The sequence below is a fragment of the Nocardia heshunensis genome (assembly GCF_054782115.1).
Map to the genome: position 1 here is coordinate 174,466 of NZ_BAAGTC010000008.1, position 16,851 is coordinate 191,316.

At 68.6% G+C, this 16,851-nt stretch carries 16 protein-coding genes; 12 read left to right on the top strand and 4 right to left on the bottom strand.

Annotated elements, in window-relative coordinates:
- The first annotated feature begins 9 nt into the window (after positions 1 to 9).
- Positions 10 to 4,371, top strand: coding sequence for a molybdopterin-dependent oxidoreductase (locus ACYVN4_RS26940; RefSeq protein WP_460724799.1), 4,362 nt, complete (start codon positions 10 to 12; stop codon positions 4,369 to 4,371).
- Positions 4,372 to 4,411: 40 nt separating this feature from the next.
- Complete coding sequence (locus ACYVN4_RS26945; protein ID WP_460724800.1) at positions 4,412 to 5,500, top strand: alpha/beta hydrolase; 1,089 nt, start codon at positions 4,412 to 4,414, stop codon at positions 5,498 to 5,500.
- 4 nt (positions 5,501 to 5,504) lie between these two features.
- Here ACYVN4_RS26945 and ACYVN4_RS26950 read toward each other — a convergent pair whose 3' ends face one another.
- Complete coding sequence (locus ACYVN4_RS26950; protein WP_460724801.1) at positions 5,505 to 6,539, bottom strand: aldo/keto reductase; 1,035 nt, start codon at positions 6,537 to 6,539, stop codon at positions 5,505 to 5,507.
- 82 nt (positions 6,540 to 6,621) lie between these two features.
- On the opposite strand from ACYVN4_RS26950, the gene ACYVN4_RS26955 reads away from it, so the two are divergent.
- On the top strand, positions 6,622 to 7,266 hold the full coding sequence (locus tag ACYVN4_RS26955) for a TetR/AcrR family transcriptional regulator (RefSeq protein ID WP_460724802.1): 645 nt from the start codon (positions 6,622 to 6,624) through the stop codon (positions 7,264 to 7,266).
- A 156-nt stretch (positions 7,267 to 7,422) separates the two neighbouring features.
- Here the strand turns inward: ACYVN4_RS26955 and ACYVN4_RS26960 are convergent, their stop codons facing one another.
- Positions 7,423 to 7,998 (bottom strand): TIGR03086 family metal-binding protein, encoded by a 576-nt coding sequence (locus ACYVN4_RS26960; RefSeq protein WP_460724803.1) that lies wholly within the window; start codon positions 7,996 to 7,998, stop codon positions 7,423 to 7,425.
- A gap of 200 nt (positions 7,999 to 8,198) precedes the next feature.
- Here ACYVN4_RS26960 and ACYVN4_RS26965 point away from each other — a divergent pair, with 200 nt between their 5' ends.
- Both ACYVN4_RS26965 and ACYVN4_RS26970 read left to right on the top strand, forming a co-directional pair.
- Positions 8,199 to 8,417, top strand: a complete 219-nt coding sequence (locus ACYVN4_RS26965) for a hypothetical protein (RefSeq protein WP_460724804.1) — start codon at positions 8,199 to 8,201, stop codon at positions 8,415 to 8,417.
- A 98-nt stretch (positions 8,418 to 8,515) separates the two neighbouring features.
- Positions 8,516 to 8,719, top strand: a complete 204-nt coding sequence (locus ACYVN4_RS26970; RefSeq protein WP_460724805.1) for a hypothetical protein — start codon at positions 8,516 to 8,518, stop codon at positions 8,717 to 8,719.
- Here ACYVN4_RS26970 and menD read toward each other — a convergent pair.
- Positions 8,716 to 10,350: a 2-succinyl-5-enolpyruvyl-6-hydroxy-3-cyclohexene-1-carboxylic-acid synthase gene (menD, locus tag ACYVN4_RS26975; RefSeq protein ID WP_460724806.1), complete on the bottom strand. Its 1,635-nt coding sequence runs from the start codon at positions 10,348 to 10,350 to the stop codon at positions 8,716 to 8,718. The two genes, ACYVN4_RS26970 and menD, sit on opposite strands and share 4 nt — an antisense overlap.
- Before the next feature lie 88 nt (positions 10,351 to 10,438).
- On the opposite strand from menD, the gene ACYVN4_RS26980 reads away from it, so the two are divergent.
- Positions 10,439 to 11,266, top strand: a complete 828-nt coding sequence (locus ACYVN4_RS26980) for a siderophore-interacting protein (protein WP_460724807.1) — start codon at positions 10,439 to 10,441, stop codon at positions 11,264 to 11,266.
- 144 nt (positions 11,267 to 11,410) lie between these two features.
- Here the strand turns inward: ACYVN4_RS26980 and ACYVN4_RS26985 are convergent, their stop codons facing one another.
- A complete protein-coding gene (locus ACYVN4_RS26985) occupies positions 11,411 to 11,857 on the bottom strand; it encodes a DUF6918 family protein (protein WP_460724808.1) in 447 nt (148 codons plus the stop codon).
- Between the two features lie 352 nt (positions 11,858 to 12,209).
- Between ACYVN4_RS26985 and ACYVN4_RS26990 the strand changes: the two genes are divergently transcribed.
- The 6 genes from ACYVN4_RS26990 (at position 12,210) to menE (ending at position 16,810) form a co-directional block, all read left to right on the top strand.
- A complete protein-coding gene (locus ACYVN4_RS26990; protein ID WP_460724809.1) occupies positions 12,210 to 13,103 on the top strand; it encodes a 1,4-dihydroxy-2-naphthoyl-CoA synthase in 894 nt (297 codons plus the stop codon).
- Positions 13,104 to 13,211: 108 nt separating this feature from the next.
- Entirely contained in the window at positions 13,212 to 13,601 is a 390-nt protein-coding gene (locus ACYVN4_RS26995) for a VOC family protein (RefSeq protein ID WP_460724810.1), read from the top strand.
- A gap of 120 nt (positions 13,602 to 13,721) precedes the next feature.
- The gene (locus ACYVN4_RS27000; protein WP_460724811.1) at positions 13,722 to 14,915 is read left to right on the top strand and encodes an inorganic phosphate transporter; all 1,194 of its coding nucleotides are present in this window, start codon (positions 13,722 to 13,724) and stop codon (positions 14,913 to 14,915) included.
- A gap of 9 nt (positions 14,916 to 14,924) precedes the next feature.
- Positions 14,925 to 15,194: a hypothetical protein gene (locus tag ACYVN4_RS27005; protein WP_460724812.1), complete on the top strand. Its 270-nt coding sequence runs from the start codon at positions 14,925 to 14,927 to the stop codon at positions 15,192 to 15,194.
- 25 nt (positions 15,195 to 15,219) lie between these two features.
- Positions 15,220 to 15,564, top strand: coding sequence for a DUF3349 domain-containing protein (locus ACYVN4_RS27010; protein WP_460724813.1), 345 nt, complete (start codon positions 15,220 to 15,222; stop codon positions 15,562 to 15,564).
- Between the two features lie 109 nt (positions 15,565 to 15,673).
- On the top strand, positions 15,674 to 16,810 hold the full coding sequence (gene menE, locus ACYVN4_RS27015) for an o-succinylbenzoate--CoA ligase (protein WP_460724972.1): 1,137 nt from the start codon (positions 15,674 to 15,676) through the stop codon (positions 16,808 to 16,810).
- Positions 16,811 to 16,851 lie beyond the last annotated feature (41 nt).

The following is a 16,851-nucleotide window of genomic DNA, read 5'->3' on the forward strand; positions in this document are numbered from 1 at the left end:
CTCGGAACCATGCCGGATCAGTCGACGCCCCCGACGAGCACCCGGACCGCGTGCTCGTACTGCGGGGTGGGCTGCGGGATCACCGTGGAGACCAAGCCCGATGCGCGCGGGCTGCCGATCATCACCAAGGTCAAGGGCGACAAGCAGCACCCGGTCAATGCGGGGCGGCTGTGCACCAAGGGCGCGACGCACGCCGAACTGATGGCCGCGCCCGGCCGCATGGAGACCGCCTACCGCCGTCCCGAACGCGGGCAGCCGCCGGTGCCGCTGCCGGTCGACGAGGCGATTCACGAAGCCGCCGAACGACTTCGGGTGATCCTCGACACATACGGACCGGACGCCATCGCACTCTACGTGTCCGGGCAGATGTCGATCGAGGCCCAGTACCTGGCCACCAAACTCGCCAAGGGGCACCTGCGCACCGTGCACATGGAGGCCAATTCGCGGCTGTGCATGGCCAGTGCGGCGGGTGGATACAAGCTTTCGCTCGGCGCGGACGGCCCGCCCGGCTCGTATGACGACCTCGATCACGCCGACCTGTTCTTCGTCATCGGCGCGAATATGGCCGACTGCCATCCGATCCTGTTCCTGCGCATGGCCGATCGGCTCAAGGCGGGCGCGAAGCTGATCGTGGTGGACCCGCGGCGCACCGCCACCGCCGAGCGGGCCGACCTGTTCCTGCAGATCCGGCCCGGCACCGATCTGGCCCTGCTCAATGGCCTGCTGCACCTGCTCGTGGAGAACGGCGACATCGACGCCGAATTCATCGCCGAGCACACCGAGGGCTGGGACGGCATGCCGGAATTCCTGGCCGGGTACCAGCCCGCGCTGGTGGCCGAGGTGACCGGGCTGGCCGAGGCCGATATCCGTACGGCCGCCGAATGGATCGGCGCGGCCGGTGAGTGGATGTCGCTGTGGACCATGGGCATCAACCAGTCCACCCACGGCACCTGGTCCACCAATGCCCTGATCAACCTGCACCTGGCCACCGGCACCCTCTGCCGGACCGGCAGCGGGCCGTTCTCGCTGACCGGGCAGCCCAACGCCATGGGCGGGCGCGAAATGGGTTACATGGGACCGGGACTGCCGGGGCAGCGCAGCCTGCTCTCGGCCGCCGACCGGGCCTTCACCGAGGAGCGGTGGGGGCTGGAGCCGGGCACCATTCGCGACGAGGCCGGGCCGGGTTCCATCGAGATGTTCCGCGGGCTGGCCGAGGGCGAGATCAAGGCCGCGTGGATCATCTGCAGCAATCCCGTTGCCTCCATGGCGAATCGGCGCACCGTGATCGCCGGACTGGAGGCCGCGGAGCTGGTGATCGCGCAGGACGTGTACACCGACACCGCCACCAACGCCTACGCCGACCTGCTGCTGCCCGCCACGCTGTGGGCCGAATCCGATGGCGTCCAGGTCAATTCGGAACGCAACCTGACGCTGCTGCGGCGCTCGGTCGATCCGATCGGCGACGCCCGGCCGGACTGGCAGTTGATCGCGCAGCTGGCCACCGCACTCGGCTTCCCGGGCTTCGAGTACGCCTCCAGCGCCGAGATCTTCGACGAGCTGCGGCAATTCAGTAATCCGGCCACCGGTTACGACCTGCGCGGCATCGACTACGCGGGGCTCGCCGACGGGCCCGCGCAGTGGCCGTGCCCGGATCCGGCGCAGCGCCGCAACCCGATTCGCTATCTCAACGACGGTGTCAGCCAGACCCTGTACACCGACGAGCACGGACAGACGCCTCGCCTGGCCTTCGCCACCCCCAGCCGCCGGGCCGTGTTCTTCGCGCGCCCGCACCTGCTGCCCGCGGAGATGCCCGACGACGATCACCCGTTCGTGCTCAATACCGGCCGCCTGCAACACCAGTGGCACACCATGACCAAGACCGGGAAGGTGGCGAAGCTGAACAAGCTCAACGGCAGGCCGTTCCTGGAGGTCCACCCGGACGACGCCGCGAAACTCGAGGTCCGCGAGGGTGATCAGCTCGAGATCGCCTCGCGCCGCGGGCGTGCGGTGCTGCCCGTACAGATCAGCGACCGGGTGCTGCCCGGCACCTGCTTCGCACCCTTCCACTGGAACGACGAGCAGGGCGAATACCTCACCATCAACGCCGTCACCAACGACGCCGTCGACCCGATCTCGCTGCAGCCGGAGTTCAAGGCGTGCGCGGTCCGACTGCGCAAGGTGGCGGTGCCGCGCGGGGCGGATGCCGATCAGGCTCCCGGTAACCCGGATGCCGTGGTCGATGCCGCCGAACCGGCTGCCGTGCACAACGATTCGAACCCGCTGGGCGGTTTCGGAATGCCGCCCGTCCCCGCCGCCGGGCCGCATCCGCTGGCGGTCGTGCTCGGCCTGGAGACCGGGAGCGCGCCGACGCTGAGCGAGATCGAGCGGATCTACCTCGGTGGTTATCTCGCGGCGCTGCAGAGCCTGCCGGTCAGCGGGGTGCCCGTGCTACCCGAGACCGCGCCGATCTCCGAGCGCAGCCGGACCTGGGTCAACGGGCTGCTGGGCGGCATGTATTCGCGTGGGCCGCAATCCGCTTCGCCGGTGCTCGGCGGTGGCGCCGAGGGATTGTCGACGGCGGCTGGTTCGGCAGCGGCGACGCGCACGGTGACCGTGCTGTGGGCCTCGCAGACCGGGACGGCGGAGGATCTCGCCGCGGCGCTCACCACCTACCTGCTCGATTCCGGCATCGAGCCGCGGCTGCTGGATATGGATTCCGCCGAACTGTCGGATCTGACCGGCGATGTCCTGATCATCACCAGCACCTTCGGCGACGGCGGGCCGCCCGACAACGGCGCGGACTTCTGGGAACGACTCAGCGACAGCGCGATCCGGCTGACCGGCGTGCGGTACGCGGTCTTCGCTCTGGGCGACTCCTCCTACGACGACTTCTGCGGCCACGGCCGGAAACTGGACGAACTCTTCGCCGCGCGCGGCGCTGCCCGCCTGCTGCCCCGCGTCGACAGCGAACCCGATCACGAAGAGCTGTCGGCGACCTGGATCGACGAGGTCGCGGCGATCCTCACCGCCCCGGCGCCCGAATCCAGCGGCGGTGACAGCGGATTCGGACCGACCGGCCCGACCGGATTCGGCGCACCGGAAACCGGCGCTTCGAACGCTCCCCGATCCGCGACCACGACCGGCCTCGATCCGGCGCGGCGCTCGCGGCCGACCGGTGGCCCGTCCGACCCCCGTCCGGCCACGGGACTCACCTCCGGCCGCACGCGCACCCTGACGGCCGCGCCGTTCACCCGGAACGCCCCCGTGCTCGCGAAACTGGTTCGCAACGAACTGCTCTCGCGCGTCGGGTCAGGGAAAGAGGTGCGGCAGTTCGGGTTCGACCTGAGCGATCTGGAAGCGACCTACGAGGTCGGGGATTCGCTCGGGATCCGGCCCGCGAATTGCGATGCGCTGGTGGCGGAATGGCTGGCGGCGACCGGGTTGGACGGGCGGCGGATCATCGATGTCGACGATGACGAGATGACGCTGGCGCAGGCGTTGCGCACCCGCTACGACATCACCCGGGTGAGCACGGATCTGCTGTCCTTCGTGGCCGAGCACAATGCCAGTCCGCGCTTGGCGAAGCTGTTGCGCCGCGACAATCGCAATGAATTGGACGGCTACCTGTGGGATCGGCAGGTGGTGGACGTGCTGCGCGATTTCCCGGTGCAGGCCGATCTGGTGGAGTGGCTGGGGACGCTGAAAAAGCTGCAGCCGCGCCAGTATTCGATCTCCTCGAGCCCGCTGGTGGACCCGCACGAGGTGCAGTTGACCGTTGGCGTGGTGCGCTACGGCGATCCGGCGGCCATCGGGTCGCAGGCCCGGCGCGGCGGGGTGTGCTCCACCTTCCTGGCCGATCGCGCCGAGGCCCCGGTACCGATCTTCCTGCAGCGAGCCCCGCATTTCCGGCCGCCGCTGGATCCGACCGCGCCCATGATCATGGTGGGTCCGGGCACCGGCATCGCGCCGTTCCGCGGGTTCCTGCAGGAGCGTCGCGCGCTGGGTTGCACCGGCCGCAACTGGCTGTTCTTCGGCGATCAGCACGCCAAGGACAATTTCTACTACCGCGCCGAGCTGGAGGACATGTTCCGTTCGGGCTTCCTGACCCGGCTGGATCTGGCGTTCTCGCGCGATCAGCGGGAGCGGATCTACGTGCAGCACCGCATGATCGAGCACGGTGCGGAATTGTGGGCGTGGCTGTGCGAGGGCGGGCACTTCTACGTGTGTGGCGATGCCGCGCGCATGGCCAAGGATGTGGACGACACGCTGCTGCGGATTGCCCGGATTCACGGCAAGCTCAGCGAGGACGGCGCGCTGGCGTTCAAGAAGCAACTGGTGGCGGAGAAGCGCTACGTGCGCGACGTCTACTGATTTCGGTCCGGCACATCTGAAATCATGATATTTAAGACCGATGTCGGTCCGGATCAGTCGAATCACCGCACGGCTGGCGGTAGCAGCCCTCACCGCCGCGGCGGCGCTGAGCCTGGGCGGTATTCCCGCCGGGGCCGATGACAGCGTGCCCGCCGTCCCGCCCGCCCCGGCGACCCTGCCCGGCGTCACCCTGCCGGACCTGAAGACCGACGACGGCTCCTACATCAAGAACGTGGCGGCCAAGGACGAGCACACCGTCACCTTCACCATCTTCTCCGCCGCCATGAACCAGGTCTTCCCGGTCGACGTGCTGCGCCCGCAGGACACCTCGCAACCCCGCCCCACCCTCTACCTGCTCAATGGCGCGGGCGGCGGCGTGGACCAGGCCACCTGGCAATTGCGCACCGACGCACTGGATTTCCTGGCCGACAAGAACGTGAACGTGGTGCAGCCCATCGGCGGCGCCTTCACCTGGTACACCGACTGGATCAATCCGGACCCCGCGCTCGGGGTCAACAAATGGTCCACCTACCTCGGCAAGGAACTGCCGCCGCTGATGAATGCCGCGATGGACAGCAATGGCGTCAATGCCATCGCCGGCATCTCCATGGCCGGTCTGCCCGTCCTGAATTCGGTCATCTTCAATCCGGGACTGTTCCGCAGCGCGGCCGTGTACAGCGGGTTCTTCCAGACCACCTCCACGCTGGGCCGCGAATCCATCCGCATGGTCACCGAGCTCTACGGCGGCGGCAAGGTGGAGAACATGTGGGGCCCCGACAACGACCCGCTGTGGGCCGCCAACGACCCCACCCTGAATGCCGAGAAACTGCGCGGCACCAACCTTTTCATCTCCACCGGCAACGGCATTCCCGGCGCGTTCGACGTGCCGGGAGCGCGCGGCCGGATGGAGAAGAATCCCGCCGACACCACCAAAACGGTGGCCCTGGGCTCGTTCATCGAAGCGAACGTGGAACTGTCCACGTCGATTCTGCAAACCCGGCTGCAATCGCTGAACATTCCGGCGACCTTCGAATTCCGTACCACCGGAACCCATATCTGGGGTTATTGGCAGGACGATCTGAAAGCGTCGTGGCCGGTGCTCGCCCAGGGTCTCTACTCGGCCCCGTGAACCCTTACACGGCAGGCAGATTGACGCGGGCGAAGTCCGCGAGCCGGTAGTACGGGTAGTAGGGATACGGCGGCGTGACCGCGCTCGCCTTGTCCAGGCGGGCGAGCTGCTCGGCATCGAGACTCCAGCCGACCGCGCCCAGGTTCTGCCGCAGCTGTTCCTCATTGCGCGCGCCGACGATGACGGTCGCCACGGTCGGCCGCTGCAGCAGCCAGTTCAGGGCGAGCTGCGGGACGGTCCGGCCGGTCTCGGCGGCGAGCTCGTCCAGCACGTCGACGATGTCGTAGAGCCGCTCGTCGTCGACGGGCGGCCCGGCCTCGGCCGTGGTGTGCAGACGGCTACCCTCCGGAAGCGGTTGGCCGCGACGGATCTTCCCGGTCAGTCGACCCCAGCCGAGCGGACTCCAGACCACGGCACCGACGCCCTGATCCAGGCCCAACGGCATGAGTTCCCACTCGTAATCGCGGCCGACCAGCGAGTAGTAGACCTGGTGTGCGACGTAGCGCGGGAAGCCGTGCTTGTCGGCTGCGGCAAGGGATTTCATGAGCTGCCAGCCCGCGAAATTGGACGCGCCGACGTAGCGGATCTTGCCGGAGCGCACCAGCTGATCCAGGGCCGAGAGCACCTCTTCGACCGGGGTTCCGGCATCGAAGGCATGCAGCTGGAACAGGTCGATGTGGTCGGTACCGAGTCGCCGTAGCGAACCCTCGACCGCCGAAATCAGCCGGGCGCGACCGGATCCCGCGTCGGCGGGGCCGGGGCCGGTGGGCAGACCGGCTTTGGTCGAGAGCAGCAGCTGATCGCGGCGGCCCCGAATCGCCTCCCCCAGCACCTCTTCCGACGCGCCGTCCGAGTAGACGTCGGCGGTATCGAACAGGGTGACGCCCGCCTCCAGGCTGATGTCCACCAGCCTGCGTGCCTGCCGGGCATCGGTGTCGCCCCAGGCGGAGAAGAGTTCGCCACGACCACCGAAGGTGCCCGCGCCGAAGCTCAGGGCCGGAACCAGCAGACCGGAAGCACCAAGCCGACGGTATTCCATGATCACTCCTAACGGAACTGCAGTTTCATTAACAATTCGGACGCTACACTCATCCGGTCGCAAATGGAACTGGAGAACCGTTATGAGCCTCGACGATGCGATCGACGCCACGACCCCGGGCTCGCTCCGCCCGGGCGGTCGCACCGCCCGCGTCCGCGAATCCGTCCTGCGTGCGGCCGGTGACCTGCTGGTCGAGCGCGGCTTCGCCACCCTCGACCTGGGCGAGGTGGCGGCGCGCGCCGAGGTCGGCAAGACCACCGTCTACCGCCGCTGGCGCAACCCCGCCGGACTCGTCGCCGATCTGCTGGCCGAGATGGCCGAAACCTCACTCCCCCACAGCGATACCGGCACCCTGCGCGGCGACCTGCTCGAAAACGCCCGCCTGGTCGGCACAACCCTCACCGACCCCCGCCAAGGCCGCCTCTTCCGGGCCGTCATCGCCGCCGCCACCAGCGACGACACCGCCGCCGCGGCCCTGCGCACCTTCTACGACACCCGCCTGCGCGAATGGTCACCCTGCGTCGAAGCGGCCATCACCCGCGGCGAGATCCCACCCGAAACCGACCCGCGCGCAGTCCTTTCCGCCGTCTCCGCCCCGCTCTACTACCGCCTGCTGGCCAGCGGCGACCCGGTCGACGAGGCCGCGATCACCACCGCCGCGGCAGCCGCAGCGCTGGCGGCCGAGCAGGGTGTATTCGCCTCCGCCGCAACGAAGTCCACGAGCTGACCCCCTCGTCATTCCGGCGTGCTTTTGGCCGGAATCCAAACCGACCGCGTTGGATCCCAGCCAAAAGCACGCTGGGATGACGGGGCGGGGACGGGGCACGCGGCGGCCCGCAGGCGCGACCCCTCGCCACGCCTGCGGGCCGCCGTTTTTCGTCCGTCAGTCCGCCACCCAGGCCGGGTCGCGACCCGTCAGGCCGATGACCCGATCCAGCAGTGGCGCTTCGGCCGGGATGTCGACGACCGGGCCGAAGAGGCCGGGGATGCCCTCCCGCGGCGTCTCGCGCAGGAAGCCGTGCAGCACAGCCAGATCCGACTCGGCCGGGGTGTAGGTCACGCCGATGGCGCGGGCCAGGTCCCAGCCGTGGACAACCAGTTCGTCGAGGGCGAAGATCGCCATCTGCGGGGCGGGCCCGACCGCGCCGCCGACCTCGGTCTCACCCGCCCAGGCGTCGGGTTCACGCCAGGCGGCGGTCAGGGCCTTCAGGTGCGCCGGAATGCGATCGCGCCAATCGTCGGCGAGCGGCGCTCCGGGCGCGGGCGGCTGGGAGCGGCCGATCATCTCCTTGGTCGCGCCCTGCCGGAAGGCCTCGGTGAAGCCCTGGATGTGGGCGAGCATGTCGCGCACGCTGATCCCCGAGGGCGTGCGGCGGTCGAAATCGGTGTCGGCGACGGCGGCGACGACCGCCTCCACCGCGCTGGCGGCGGCTTCCAGATCGAAGGCCGGTGCGGTCATGGGTCCTCCCGGAGCAGTGCGAACGACATGCCGAACCACCGGTGCGGCCCGGTCACGGGTTAGGACGAAGCCCGGCACCGAAATTCATCGCCGGGTCCGCGAGATGTGCTTGCAACCTCGGGTCGCAACCCGTTCGTTAGGTGCGATCAGCGGCGAAAGTCGCTGGTGGGGAGGAGAATTGATAGATGAAGGGTGATCGTGTGGAGATCGTCGTCGATACCGGCGACGGGTCTCGGAATTACGAAATTATCGCGACCAGAGCCGGCCGGCGGATCGAGACGCGCATTGCGCGCGGCATCGTGGAAGTCAGCGAGGTGACCCGGACCGGGAGTTCGGTGCGCACCGCGCGCTTCATGGCGGGCCGGGTGCTGGCGCTGGTCGAGCATCCCGCCGACGACGGCCCGCTGCCGGGCGAGTGAGGGGGCGGTTGCCGACCGGGCCCGATCGAGCGCATTCTCGACAGTGCCCGACTGCAACTGAGTGGCCCGACTGCACGCCCGGCAGACAGGAGCAACCGATGATCGATCGCATCGACGCAGTGCCCGAGGCCGACTACGCGGAACAGAGCATCCTCGCGTACCCGGCCGCGGAGGCGGACTCCGAAACCCCGGATTCCGAGATCAATCCGCTCCCCGCCGACGACAACGGCTGGACCGCCTCCGAAGGCGATCTGGTGGAACAGTCCATCGCCGTCCCGATGGACGACGACTACCCGGACTAGGTGCAGACGCCCGCCCGCACGGTGGCGTGCAGTTCCCGCAGGCTCGAGCGCTCGGTCGCGACCTCGAGCACCCGCATGCCGTGGGCGTTTCCTGCCAGTTCGACCGCGAGTTCCGCCGTGTCGACCTGGCGATGCGGAATCCGGTAGGCGGCACACAGCGCGGCCAGGTCCATGCCGTGTGGGGTCCCGAAGACCCGCTCGAACACGCCCGCGTACTGCGGATCGCCCTGCTCAAGCAGTTCGAAGATGCCGCCGCCATCGTCGTTGGCGACCACGATGGTGAGGTCCTCCGGGCGCGGTTCGCCGGGCCCGATCAGCAGCCCGGACGCGTCGTGCAGGAAGGTCAGGTCGCCCATCAGGGCCAGCGTGCGACCCGAATGGGTGAGGGCCGCACCGACTGCCGCGGAGACCGTGCCGTCGATGCCCGCGACGCCCCGGTTCGAGAGCACCCGCACGCCGGGGTGCGGCCGCGACACCAGTGCCGCGTCGCGCACCGGATTGGACGCACCGAGCAGGAGTTGATCGCCTTCGCGCAGGGCGTTCATGACCACCGCCGCCACATGCAAACCGGTCGGCTTCGGGTGCCCGGCCAGCTCGGCCCGCACCACCGACACGGCCTTCTCGTTCAGCTCCCGGCACTGCTCGAGCCACTCCGGCCGCGGCGTGCCGTGGGTGACCGCGCGGGTACCCGTGCCCACCACATTGCCGGAGACATCGGGCCAGCGCGGACCCGTGGTCAGCGCGAACACGGTGACCTCCGGATCGGCCAGCACCTTCGACACCTGCCGGTGCAGGGTGGGCCGCCCGGTGATGATGGCCTGCTTGGGCTTCAGCAGCGACAACGCCAGCGGATGCAGCGCGGGACCGTGCATGGGCGCGGTGGGTTCGGCGACCGTGGGCAGGGCCGCGAGCTCGGGGCGATGGCCCGCGCCGTGCCCGGAGATGACCACGGTGTCCGGGGTCAGATCGATATCGAGCGGCACATCGAGAGTGGCGTATTGCGTTGCCGTCCAGGGCCGTTCGCCGTCCCGCCCGGCGGGAATCGCGGCGCCGGCGGCCAGGTCCGGGACCAGCGGTTCGCGCAGCGGGATATCGAAGTGCACGGGCCCGGCATTGCCGGAGCGGGTGCCGCGGGCGGCCGCCAGCACCCGGCACACGGCCGAACGCCAGACGCTGTTCTGCGACGGGTAGAGATCCTCGCCGGTTTCCACCTCGGCGAGTCCGAGACTGATGGCGGCACGCACCTGGCTACCGAAGAGCCCGAACTGTTCGACCGTCTGGTTCGCGCCGGTGCCGAGCATCTCGTAGGGCCGGTTGGCGCTCAGCACGATCAGCGGGATGCGCGCGTAGTTGGCCTCGAGCACGGCCGGGCCCAGATTCGCCACGGCGGTGCCGGAGGTCATGACGACGGGCACGGGCCGCCCGGCGGCCACGGCCAGGCCGATGGCCAGGAATCCGGCGCTGCGCTCGTCGATGCGCATGTGCAGCCGGATGCGCCCGGCCTGATCCGCGGCCTGTAATGCGAAGGCCAGCGGTGCGTTTCGCGATCCGGGGCACAGGACGACGTCCCGCACTCCGCCGCGGGCGAGCTCGTCGACGACGACGTGCGCCTGTGCAGTCGAAGGATTCACGCCCCAAGCCTCCCAGACAGCGATCATTCGCGCTGCGTCGCCCCGCTCACACCTATTCGGGAAAGTTAGGCTTTGCTAACCTAAGCCAATGGCGAAGCGCAGCAAGTATGTCAAGCCCGAACACCGCGAAATACTCACCGCGGAAGTCCTGGCCAGCAAACGGATCAGCCCCAATTTCGTCCGCGTCACCCTGGGCGGGCCGGGCCTGGCCGGATTCACCGCCATGGGATTCGACCAGTGGTTCCGGCTGTTCATGCCCGGTCGCGACGGCAGCCTGAAACTGCCCACCTCCGCGAGCAACCTGGGCTGGTACGCGCAGTACCTGATGATGGGCAAGGAGCATCGGCCGCTGGCGCGCAACTACACGGTGCGCGACTACCGGGCCGCCGGTTTCGGGGAGTTCGGCAGCACTGCGGAGATCGACATCGACTTCGTCTCGCACGGCGACGACAGCCCGGCCTCGTCCTGGGCGAACAATGCGACTCCGGGCGGCAAGGTCGGGCTGCTGGACGAGGGCATCATGTATCAGGCCCCGGAGCACAGTGATTGGACGCTGCTGGTGGGCGACGAGAGCGCCCTGCCTGCCATCGGCGGCGTGCTGCGGTCACTGCCGCGCGGCACGAAGGGCGCGGCGTATATCGAGATTCCGCACGCCGAGGATGCCCAGGAACTGGGCGAACCCGCAGGCGTGCAGGTGAACTGGCTGGTTCGCGAGGATGCCCACGCCGAGGTGGGCGCGCTGGCCGCGACGGCCGTGCAAGCGGCGGAGCTGCCGGGTCGGGGCGTCTACGCCATGGTCGCGGGCGAGCAGAAGCTGGCCGCGGGCGTGCGGCGGCACCTGGCGCAGGAGCGCGAGATCCCCAAGGCGGACATCACTTTCACCGGCTACTGGCGAGTCGGCAAGTCCCAGGGCTGAATTCGGGACGCCGGTACCGATGTGGTGGGCGAGTGCCCGGGAACCACCTCCACGGGCATTCGCAGCCTCCGCCGAATCGCGCTTCCGGCGGCCGATCAGTGACTGTTCGCGGCCCCTCGCCGGGCCGCGAACCGGTCGGTCTAATTAACCAGCGTGCTTCTGGACCAGGTCACCCAGACGCGGAAGAGCCTCGGCGACATGCTTCTTCGCCGACGACCGCATGGAGTTGTAGACCTTGGTCAGCGCCGGACGCGAGGAGGCCTCGGCCCGCGCGTCGGTCACCGACAGCAGCGCATCGGCGACCTCGTCCTGCTTGGACACCAGCAGATCGGCGAACGAACCCGCGCCATTGCTCTGGTATTCCGCCCAGTACGGCTCCAGCTGCTCGACGAACTTGGGCGCGAACGACTCCAGCGCGTCACCCACGATCGAGGGGCTGACCTTCTTGATCGCGGCGTAGCCGCCCTTGACGACGAGGCCCGACGCGCCGCCCTTGTCCGACACCTCCTCATCCAGAACCTTCACGGCGTCGCCGATGAAGGCCGAACGCTTGGCGTCATCGAGCAGGGATTCAGACAGTGCTGCAACCACTTTCAGGTTCCTCCGGATAGTTTTTCGATGAACGAGCGCACGCAACTATACGCATCGACTTCCCCGCACACCGATGCCTACGTGCTGTTACTGCCGTGGCAGCAACAGCACTGTAAGCCCTCCGCAATCAGTTGGCAGCGTTTCACTTTCGGCAACCCGTGGGTAGGAGTCCACGAACGACGAGTAGCAAGCGATCGTTCGAACCTTCCGGCAACCCCATCCGCTAACGATCAGCGCCCTTGTCCGATGGCCGAAACCCGCTGCAGCAAACTCGACGTGACGCACAAAACACCGCGCCGAACTGCGGTGGGCCTTCACCGCGACGGAAAGCGGAACAGTATGTTCTAAAGCCGTGACCTTCAATGCGACGCTGTGGCGGCCCGTTCCGGGATTCGAGAACCTCACCGACATCACGTACCACCGGCACATCGAGCAGGGCACGGTACGGATCGCCTTCGATCGCCCCGAAGTACGCAATGCCTTCCGGCCGCACACCGTCGACGAGCTCTACCGCGCCCTCGACCACGCCCGCATGACCCCCGATGTCGGCGCGGTCCTGCTCACCGGGAACGGACCCAGCCCCAAGGACGGCGGCTGGGCCTTCTGCTCCGGCGGCGACCAGCGCATCCGCGGCCGCAACGGCTACCAGTACGCCTCCGGTGAGACCGCCGACACCGTGGACGTGGCGCGCGCGGGCCGGCTGCACATCCTCGAGGTGCAGCGCCTCATCAGATTCATGCCCAAGGTGGTCATCGCGCTGGTGAACGGCTGGGCCGCGGGCGGCGGACACAGCCTGCACGTCACCTGCGACCTCACTCTGGCCTCGCGCGAGCACGCGCGGTTCAAGCAGACCGACGCCGATGTGGGCAGCTTCGACGCCGGGTACGGCAGCGCCTACCTGGCGAAGATGGTGGGACAGAAGTTCGCTCGCGAGATCTTCTTCCTGGGGCGGCCCTACACCGCCGAGGAGATGCATCAGATGGGTGCGGTCAACGCGGTCGTGGATCACGAGCGGCTCGAGGATGTGGCGCTGGAGTGGAGTGCCGAGATCCTCGGCAAGTCGCCGCAGGCCATCCGGATGCTGAAGTACGCCTTCAACCTCCAGGACGATGGACTGGTCGGTCAGCAGCTCTTCGCGGGCGAGGCCACGCGCCTGGCCTACATGACCGACGAGGCCGTCGAGGGCCGCGACGCCTTTCTCGAGAAGCGCGAGCCGGACTGGAAGCCGTACCCCTACTACTTCTGAACTCTCCAGACTCTCAGGGGCTTCGCCCCCGAACCCCCAGGGGCATTTTTGGAGGCTCCGCCCCCAAACCCCCGCACGCGGCAAACAGCAAGCTGTCATGCTGCACTCATGGAGATACTGAGCAGTCGGATCATCCTGCGGCCGGGTGACTACGAGCGGACGCTGGGGTTTTATCGTGACGCGCTCGGCCTCGCCATTGCCCGCGAGTATCCGGGCGGGACGGTCTTTTTCGCGGGGCAGAACCTGATCGAGGTGGCCGGGCACGGGCGCGGGGCGGATGCGCCCGCCGGGTTCGCCGGGGCCATCTGGTTGCAGGTACGTGATTGTGGCGACACTGCTGCGGAACTCGCGCTGCGCGGCGTCGCGATCGACCGCGCGCCCGAGCGCGAACCGTGGGGACTCATCGAAATGTGGGTCCGCGATCCCGACGGGGTGCCCCTGGTCTTCGTCGAGATTCCGGCGAATCACCCGATCCGGCGCGACATTCGGGGCGACTGAAGCGGCCGCGCCCAGACCGTGCCGCGAGCCCGGCAGCCTCCTTAGCACGAAGGTAACTGTGAAATGCGTCGGGGGGCACCGGTTAACGGAGCGTAAAGGGTATAGCGCAGACTGATCGGTGTGTCTGCCGAACTGCTCGTTCTGCTGATCGTTGTTTGCACAGCCTTGGCATTCGACTTCACCAACGGATTCCACGACACCGCGAACGCGATGGCCACCTCCATTGCGACCGGTGCGCTCAAGCCCCGTACCGCCGTACTCCTGTCCGGCGCGCTGAATCTCATCGGCGCGTTCCTCAGCGTCGCCGTCGCCGCGACGGTCGCGAAGGGCATCGTGGACCTCTCGGAGGTGAGCGGGCGGGCATTGCTCGACATCGTCTTCGCCGGTCTCGTCGGCGGCATTCTGTGGAATCTGTTCACCTGGTTGTTGGGTTTGCCGTCGAGTTCCTCGCACGCCCTCTTCGGCGGGATCATCGGTTCCACCATCGCCGCGCTCGGCTGGCACGGCGTGATCTGGGCCCGCGGCAGCGACGGCGTGCTCGCCAAGATCATCATTCCGGCCGTGCTCTCCCCGGTCGTGGCCGCGCTGGTGGCCGCCACCGCCTCCTGGGTGGTGTATCGGATCACGCAGCGCAGCAACGAGAAGACGGTGTCGAAAGGCTTCCGCTGGGGGCAGATCGGCACCGCCTCCCTGGTCTCGCTGGCGCACGGCACCAATGACGCGCAGAAGACCATGGGCATCATCTTCCTGGCGCTGATCGCGCACGGCACCGCCAAGCCCACCGATCAGATCCCGCTCTGGGTCATCGTCGCCTGCGCCGTCGCCATGGCGGCGGGCACCTGCGTGGGCGGCTGGCGCATCATCCGCACCCTGGGCAAGGGCCTGGTCGACATCGTGCCGCCGCAGGGCTTCGCCGCCGAATCCACCAGTGCGGCGATCATTCTGACCTCGGCCCACTTCGGCCTGCCGATGTCCACCACCCAGGTGGTCACCGGATCCATCCTCGGCTCGGGCATCGGACGGCCGGGCGCGGAGGTGCGTTGGGGCGTGCTGGGCCGGATGGCCACCGCCTGGGTGCTGACGCTGCCGCTGGCCGCGATCGTGGGCGGACTGTGCTGGGCGCTGCTGCACGGCATCGGTGGCACCACCGGTGTGCTGGTGGTGTTCGCGCTGCTGATCGTCATGGCGGCGCTGATCTGGATGCGCTCCAAGCGCGCAGTGGTGAACTCGCACAACGTCACCGCCGACTGGGACGACACGCCCGCCCCGGCTGCCAAGACCAACACCGCGGACGACACCGTCGGAATCGGCTAGGAGGACCGGATGCACAACTTCCTGCACAACCTCACCGATCTGTGGCGAGTGACGCTGGCCGCCTTGATCTTCGGAGCCGGACTGCCCACGGTGTTCGCGGCCGGTATCCGCTTCCGCGCCCAGGTGGACGACGGCGCGACCGGCTCCGCCCGGACCGTGGCCCTGGCCGTGTCGATGCTCTGCTTCGGGGTGGTCATGATCGCGGTGGTCCTCGGTGTGCTCTACATCGCAAAGGACTTCCTGGCCACCCGACTCGGTATTCACCTGCTCGGCGCGTGACGCCGCCTCGTCGAAAGGCACGCTCGTGAGTACTCCCGAACCGAACCCGGCCCCGAATCCGCCGCCGCGCACCAACGTTCTGCAGAAGGTGCTGGCGTGGTTGCGGGCCGGATACCCGCAGGGCATACCGCAATCGGACTATGTGGCGCTGCTGGCGGTGCTGCATCGGCGGCTCACCGACTACGAGGTACACCTGGTCGTGGAAGAACTGATCCGCGACCGCGTGGCCACCTCGGACATCGAGCGCGCCGACATCGAGGCGGCGATTGCCCGAGTTGCCAAGGAGCAGCCCGGCGAGGACGATATCGCTCGGGTGGCCTCCAGGCTCGCAGCCGGTGGATGGCCGCTGGCGACACCGACGTCCGACTGACCGCACGAGACCCTGCAGCATCGACACCCGGGCGCCGACCCCTCCGCGCGCCGCCACCCCACGGAATGACACGATCGCGAACGTGAGCAATACCCTCCGAATTCTTCCCATGCCCACCGGCGCAGCGGTGAGCGAAGTATTGCCGCATCTCCGAGAAGCCTTGGAGGGCAACGGCCCCGCCTGGCTCCCGGTGCCCACCGCCGACCGCCGCGAGGCCCAGCGCCTGAGCGGCAGCCTGCGGCCCGGCGAGGAGATCGACGAAGAGGTGGCCCTGGTGGTCACCACCTCCGGCACCACGGGAAACCCCAAGGGCGCCATGCTCACCGCAGCCAATCTGCGGTCCAGCGGCGATGCCACCCATGAGCGGCTGGGCGGGCCCGGCCAGTGGTTGCTGGCCTTGCCGACCCATCACATCGCGGGCATCCAGGTGCTGCTGCGCAGCATTCTGGCGGGAACCGAACCGACCATGCTGGATGTCTCTGGCGGCTTCCTGCCCGAGGCGCTGGTCGGCGCGATCGCGAGCATGCGCGGCCCCCGCCGCTACACCTCGCTGGTCCCCACCCAGCTGATCAAGGCGCTCGACGAGCCCGCCGCCACCGCGGCCCTCGCCTCGCTGGACGGCATCCTGGTCGGCGGGGCGGCGACCCCGAAGCCGGTACTGGAACGAGCCCGCGCGGCGGGCCTCACGATCTTCCGCACCTACGGCATGAGCGAAACCTGCGGTGGCTGCGTGTACGAGGGAGTACCGCTGACGGGCACCAAGGTACGCATCGAGGACGGCCGGGTGCTGCTCGGCGGCGACACGGTCGCCAAGGGCTACCGCAATATCCCCGACCATCCGGCCTTCGCCGAACCCGGCTGGTTCCGCACCGAGGACGCGGGCCACTTCGAGAACGGCGTGCTGGCCATCACCGGCCGTCTGGACGAGGCGATCATGACCGGCGGCCTGCTGGTCATCCCGCAGGTGGTCGAGGCCGTCCTGATCACGCATCCGGCCATCTCCGAATGCGTCGTCCTGGGCCTGCCCGACGAACGCCTCGGCCAGCGCGTGGCCACCGCCATCGTCCTGGCCCCGGGCGCGACCGCCCCGGTCCTCGACGAACTCCGCGAACACGTGGTCGCCGAGCTCGACGCCATCGCCGCCCCCCGCGAACTGGCCGTCCTGGAAGAACTCCCGCTCCGCGGCCCAGGCAAACCGGACCGCGCGAAACTCCGCGAACTACTGCTGGCCGCCTCCCCGAACTGATCTCCTCGTCATTCCGGCGTGCTTTTGGCCGGAATCCAACG

What these genes read in the sequence shown, in the direction of transcription:
- ACYVN4_RS26940 (WP_460724799.1), top strand. Translation starts at nt 10, where the DNA reads ATGCCGGATCAGTCGACGCCCCCGACGAGCACCCGGACCGCGTGCTCG.
- ACYVN4_RS26945 (WP_460724800.1), top strand. Translation starts at nt 4,412, where the DNA reads ATGTCGGTCCGGATCAGTCGAATCACCGCACGGCTGGCGGTAGCAGCC.
- ACYVN4_RS26950 (WP_460724801.1), bottom strand. Translation starts at nt 6,539, where the DNA reads ATGGAATACCGTCGGCTTGGTGCTTCCGGTCTGCTGGTTCCGGCCCTG.
- ACYVN4_RS26955 (WP_460724802.1), top strand. Translation starts at nt 6,622, where the DNA reads ATGAGCCTCGACGATGCGATCGACGCCACGACCCCGGGCTCGCTCCGC.
- ACYVN4_RS26960 (WP_460724803.1), bottom strand. Translation starts at nt 7,998, where the DNA reads ATGACCGCACCGGCCTTCGATCTGGAAGCCGCCGCCAGCGCGGTGGAG.
- ACYVN4_RS26970 (WP_460724805.1), top strand. Translation starts at nt 8,516, where the DNA reads ATGATCGATCGCATCGACGCAGTGCCCGAGGCCGACTACGCGGAACAG.
- ACYVN4_RS26980 (WP_460724807.1), top strand. Translation starts at nt 10,439, where the DNA reads ATGGCGAAGCGCAGCAAGTATGTCAAGCCCGAACACCGCGAAATACTC.
- ACYVN4_RS26995 (WP_460724810.1), top strand. Translation starts at nt 13,212, where the DNA reads ATGGAGATACTGAGCAGTCGGATCATCCTGCGGCCGGGTGACTACGAG.
- ACYVN4_RS27005 (WP_460724812.1), top strand. Translation starts at nt 14,925, where the DNA reads ATGCACAACTTCCTGCACAACCTCACCGATCTGTGGCGAGTGACGCTG.
- menE (WP_460724972.1), top strand. Translation starts at nt 15,674, where the DNA reads ATGCCCACCGGCGCAGCGGTGAGCGAAGTATTGCCGCATCTCCGAGAA.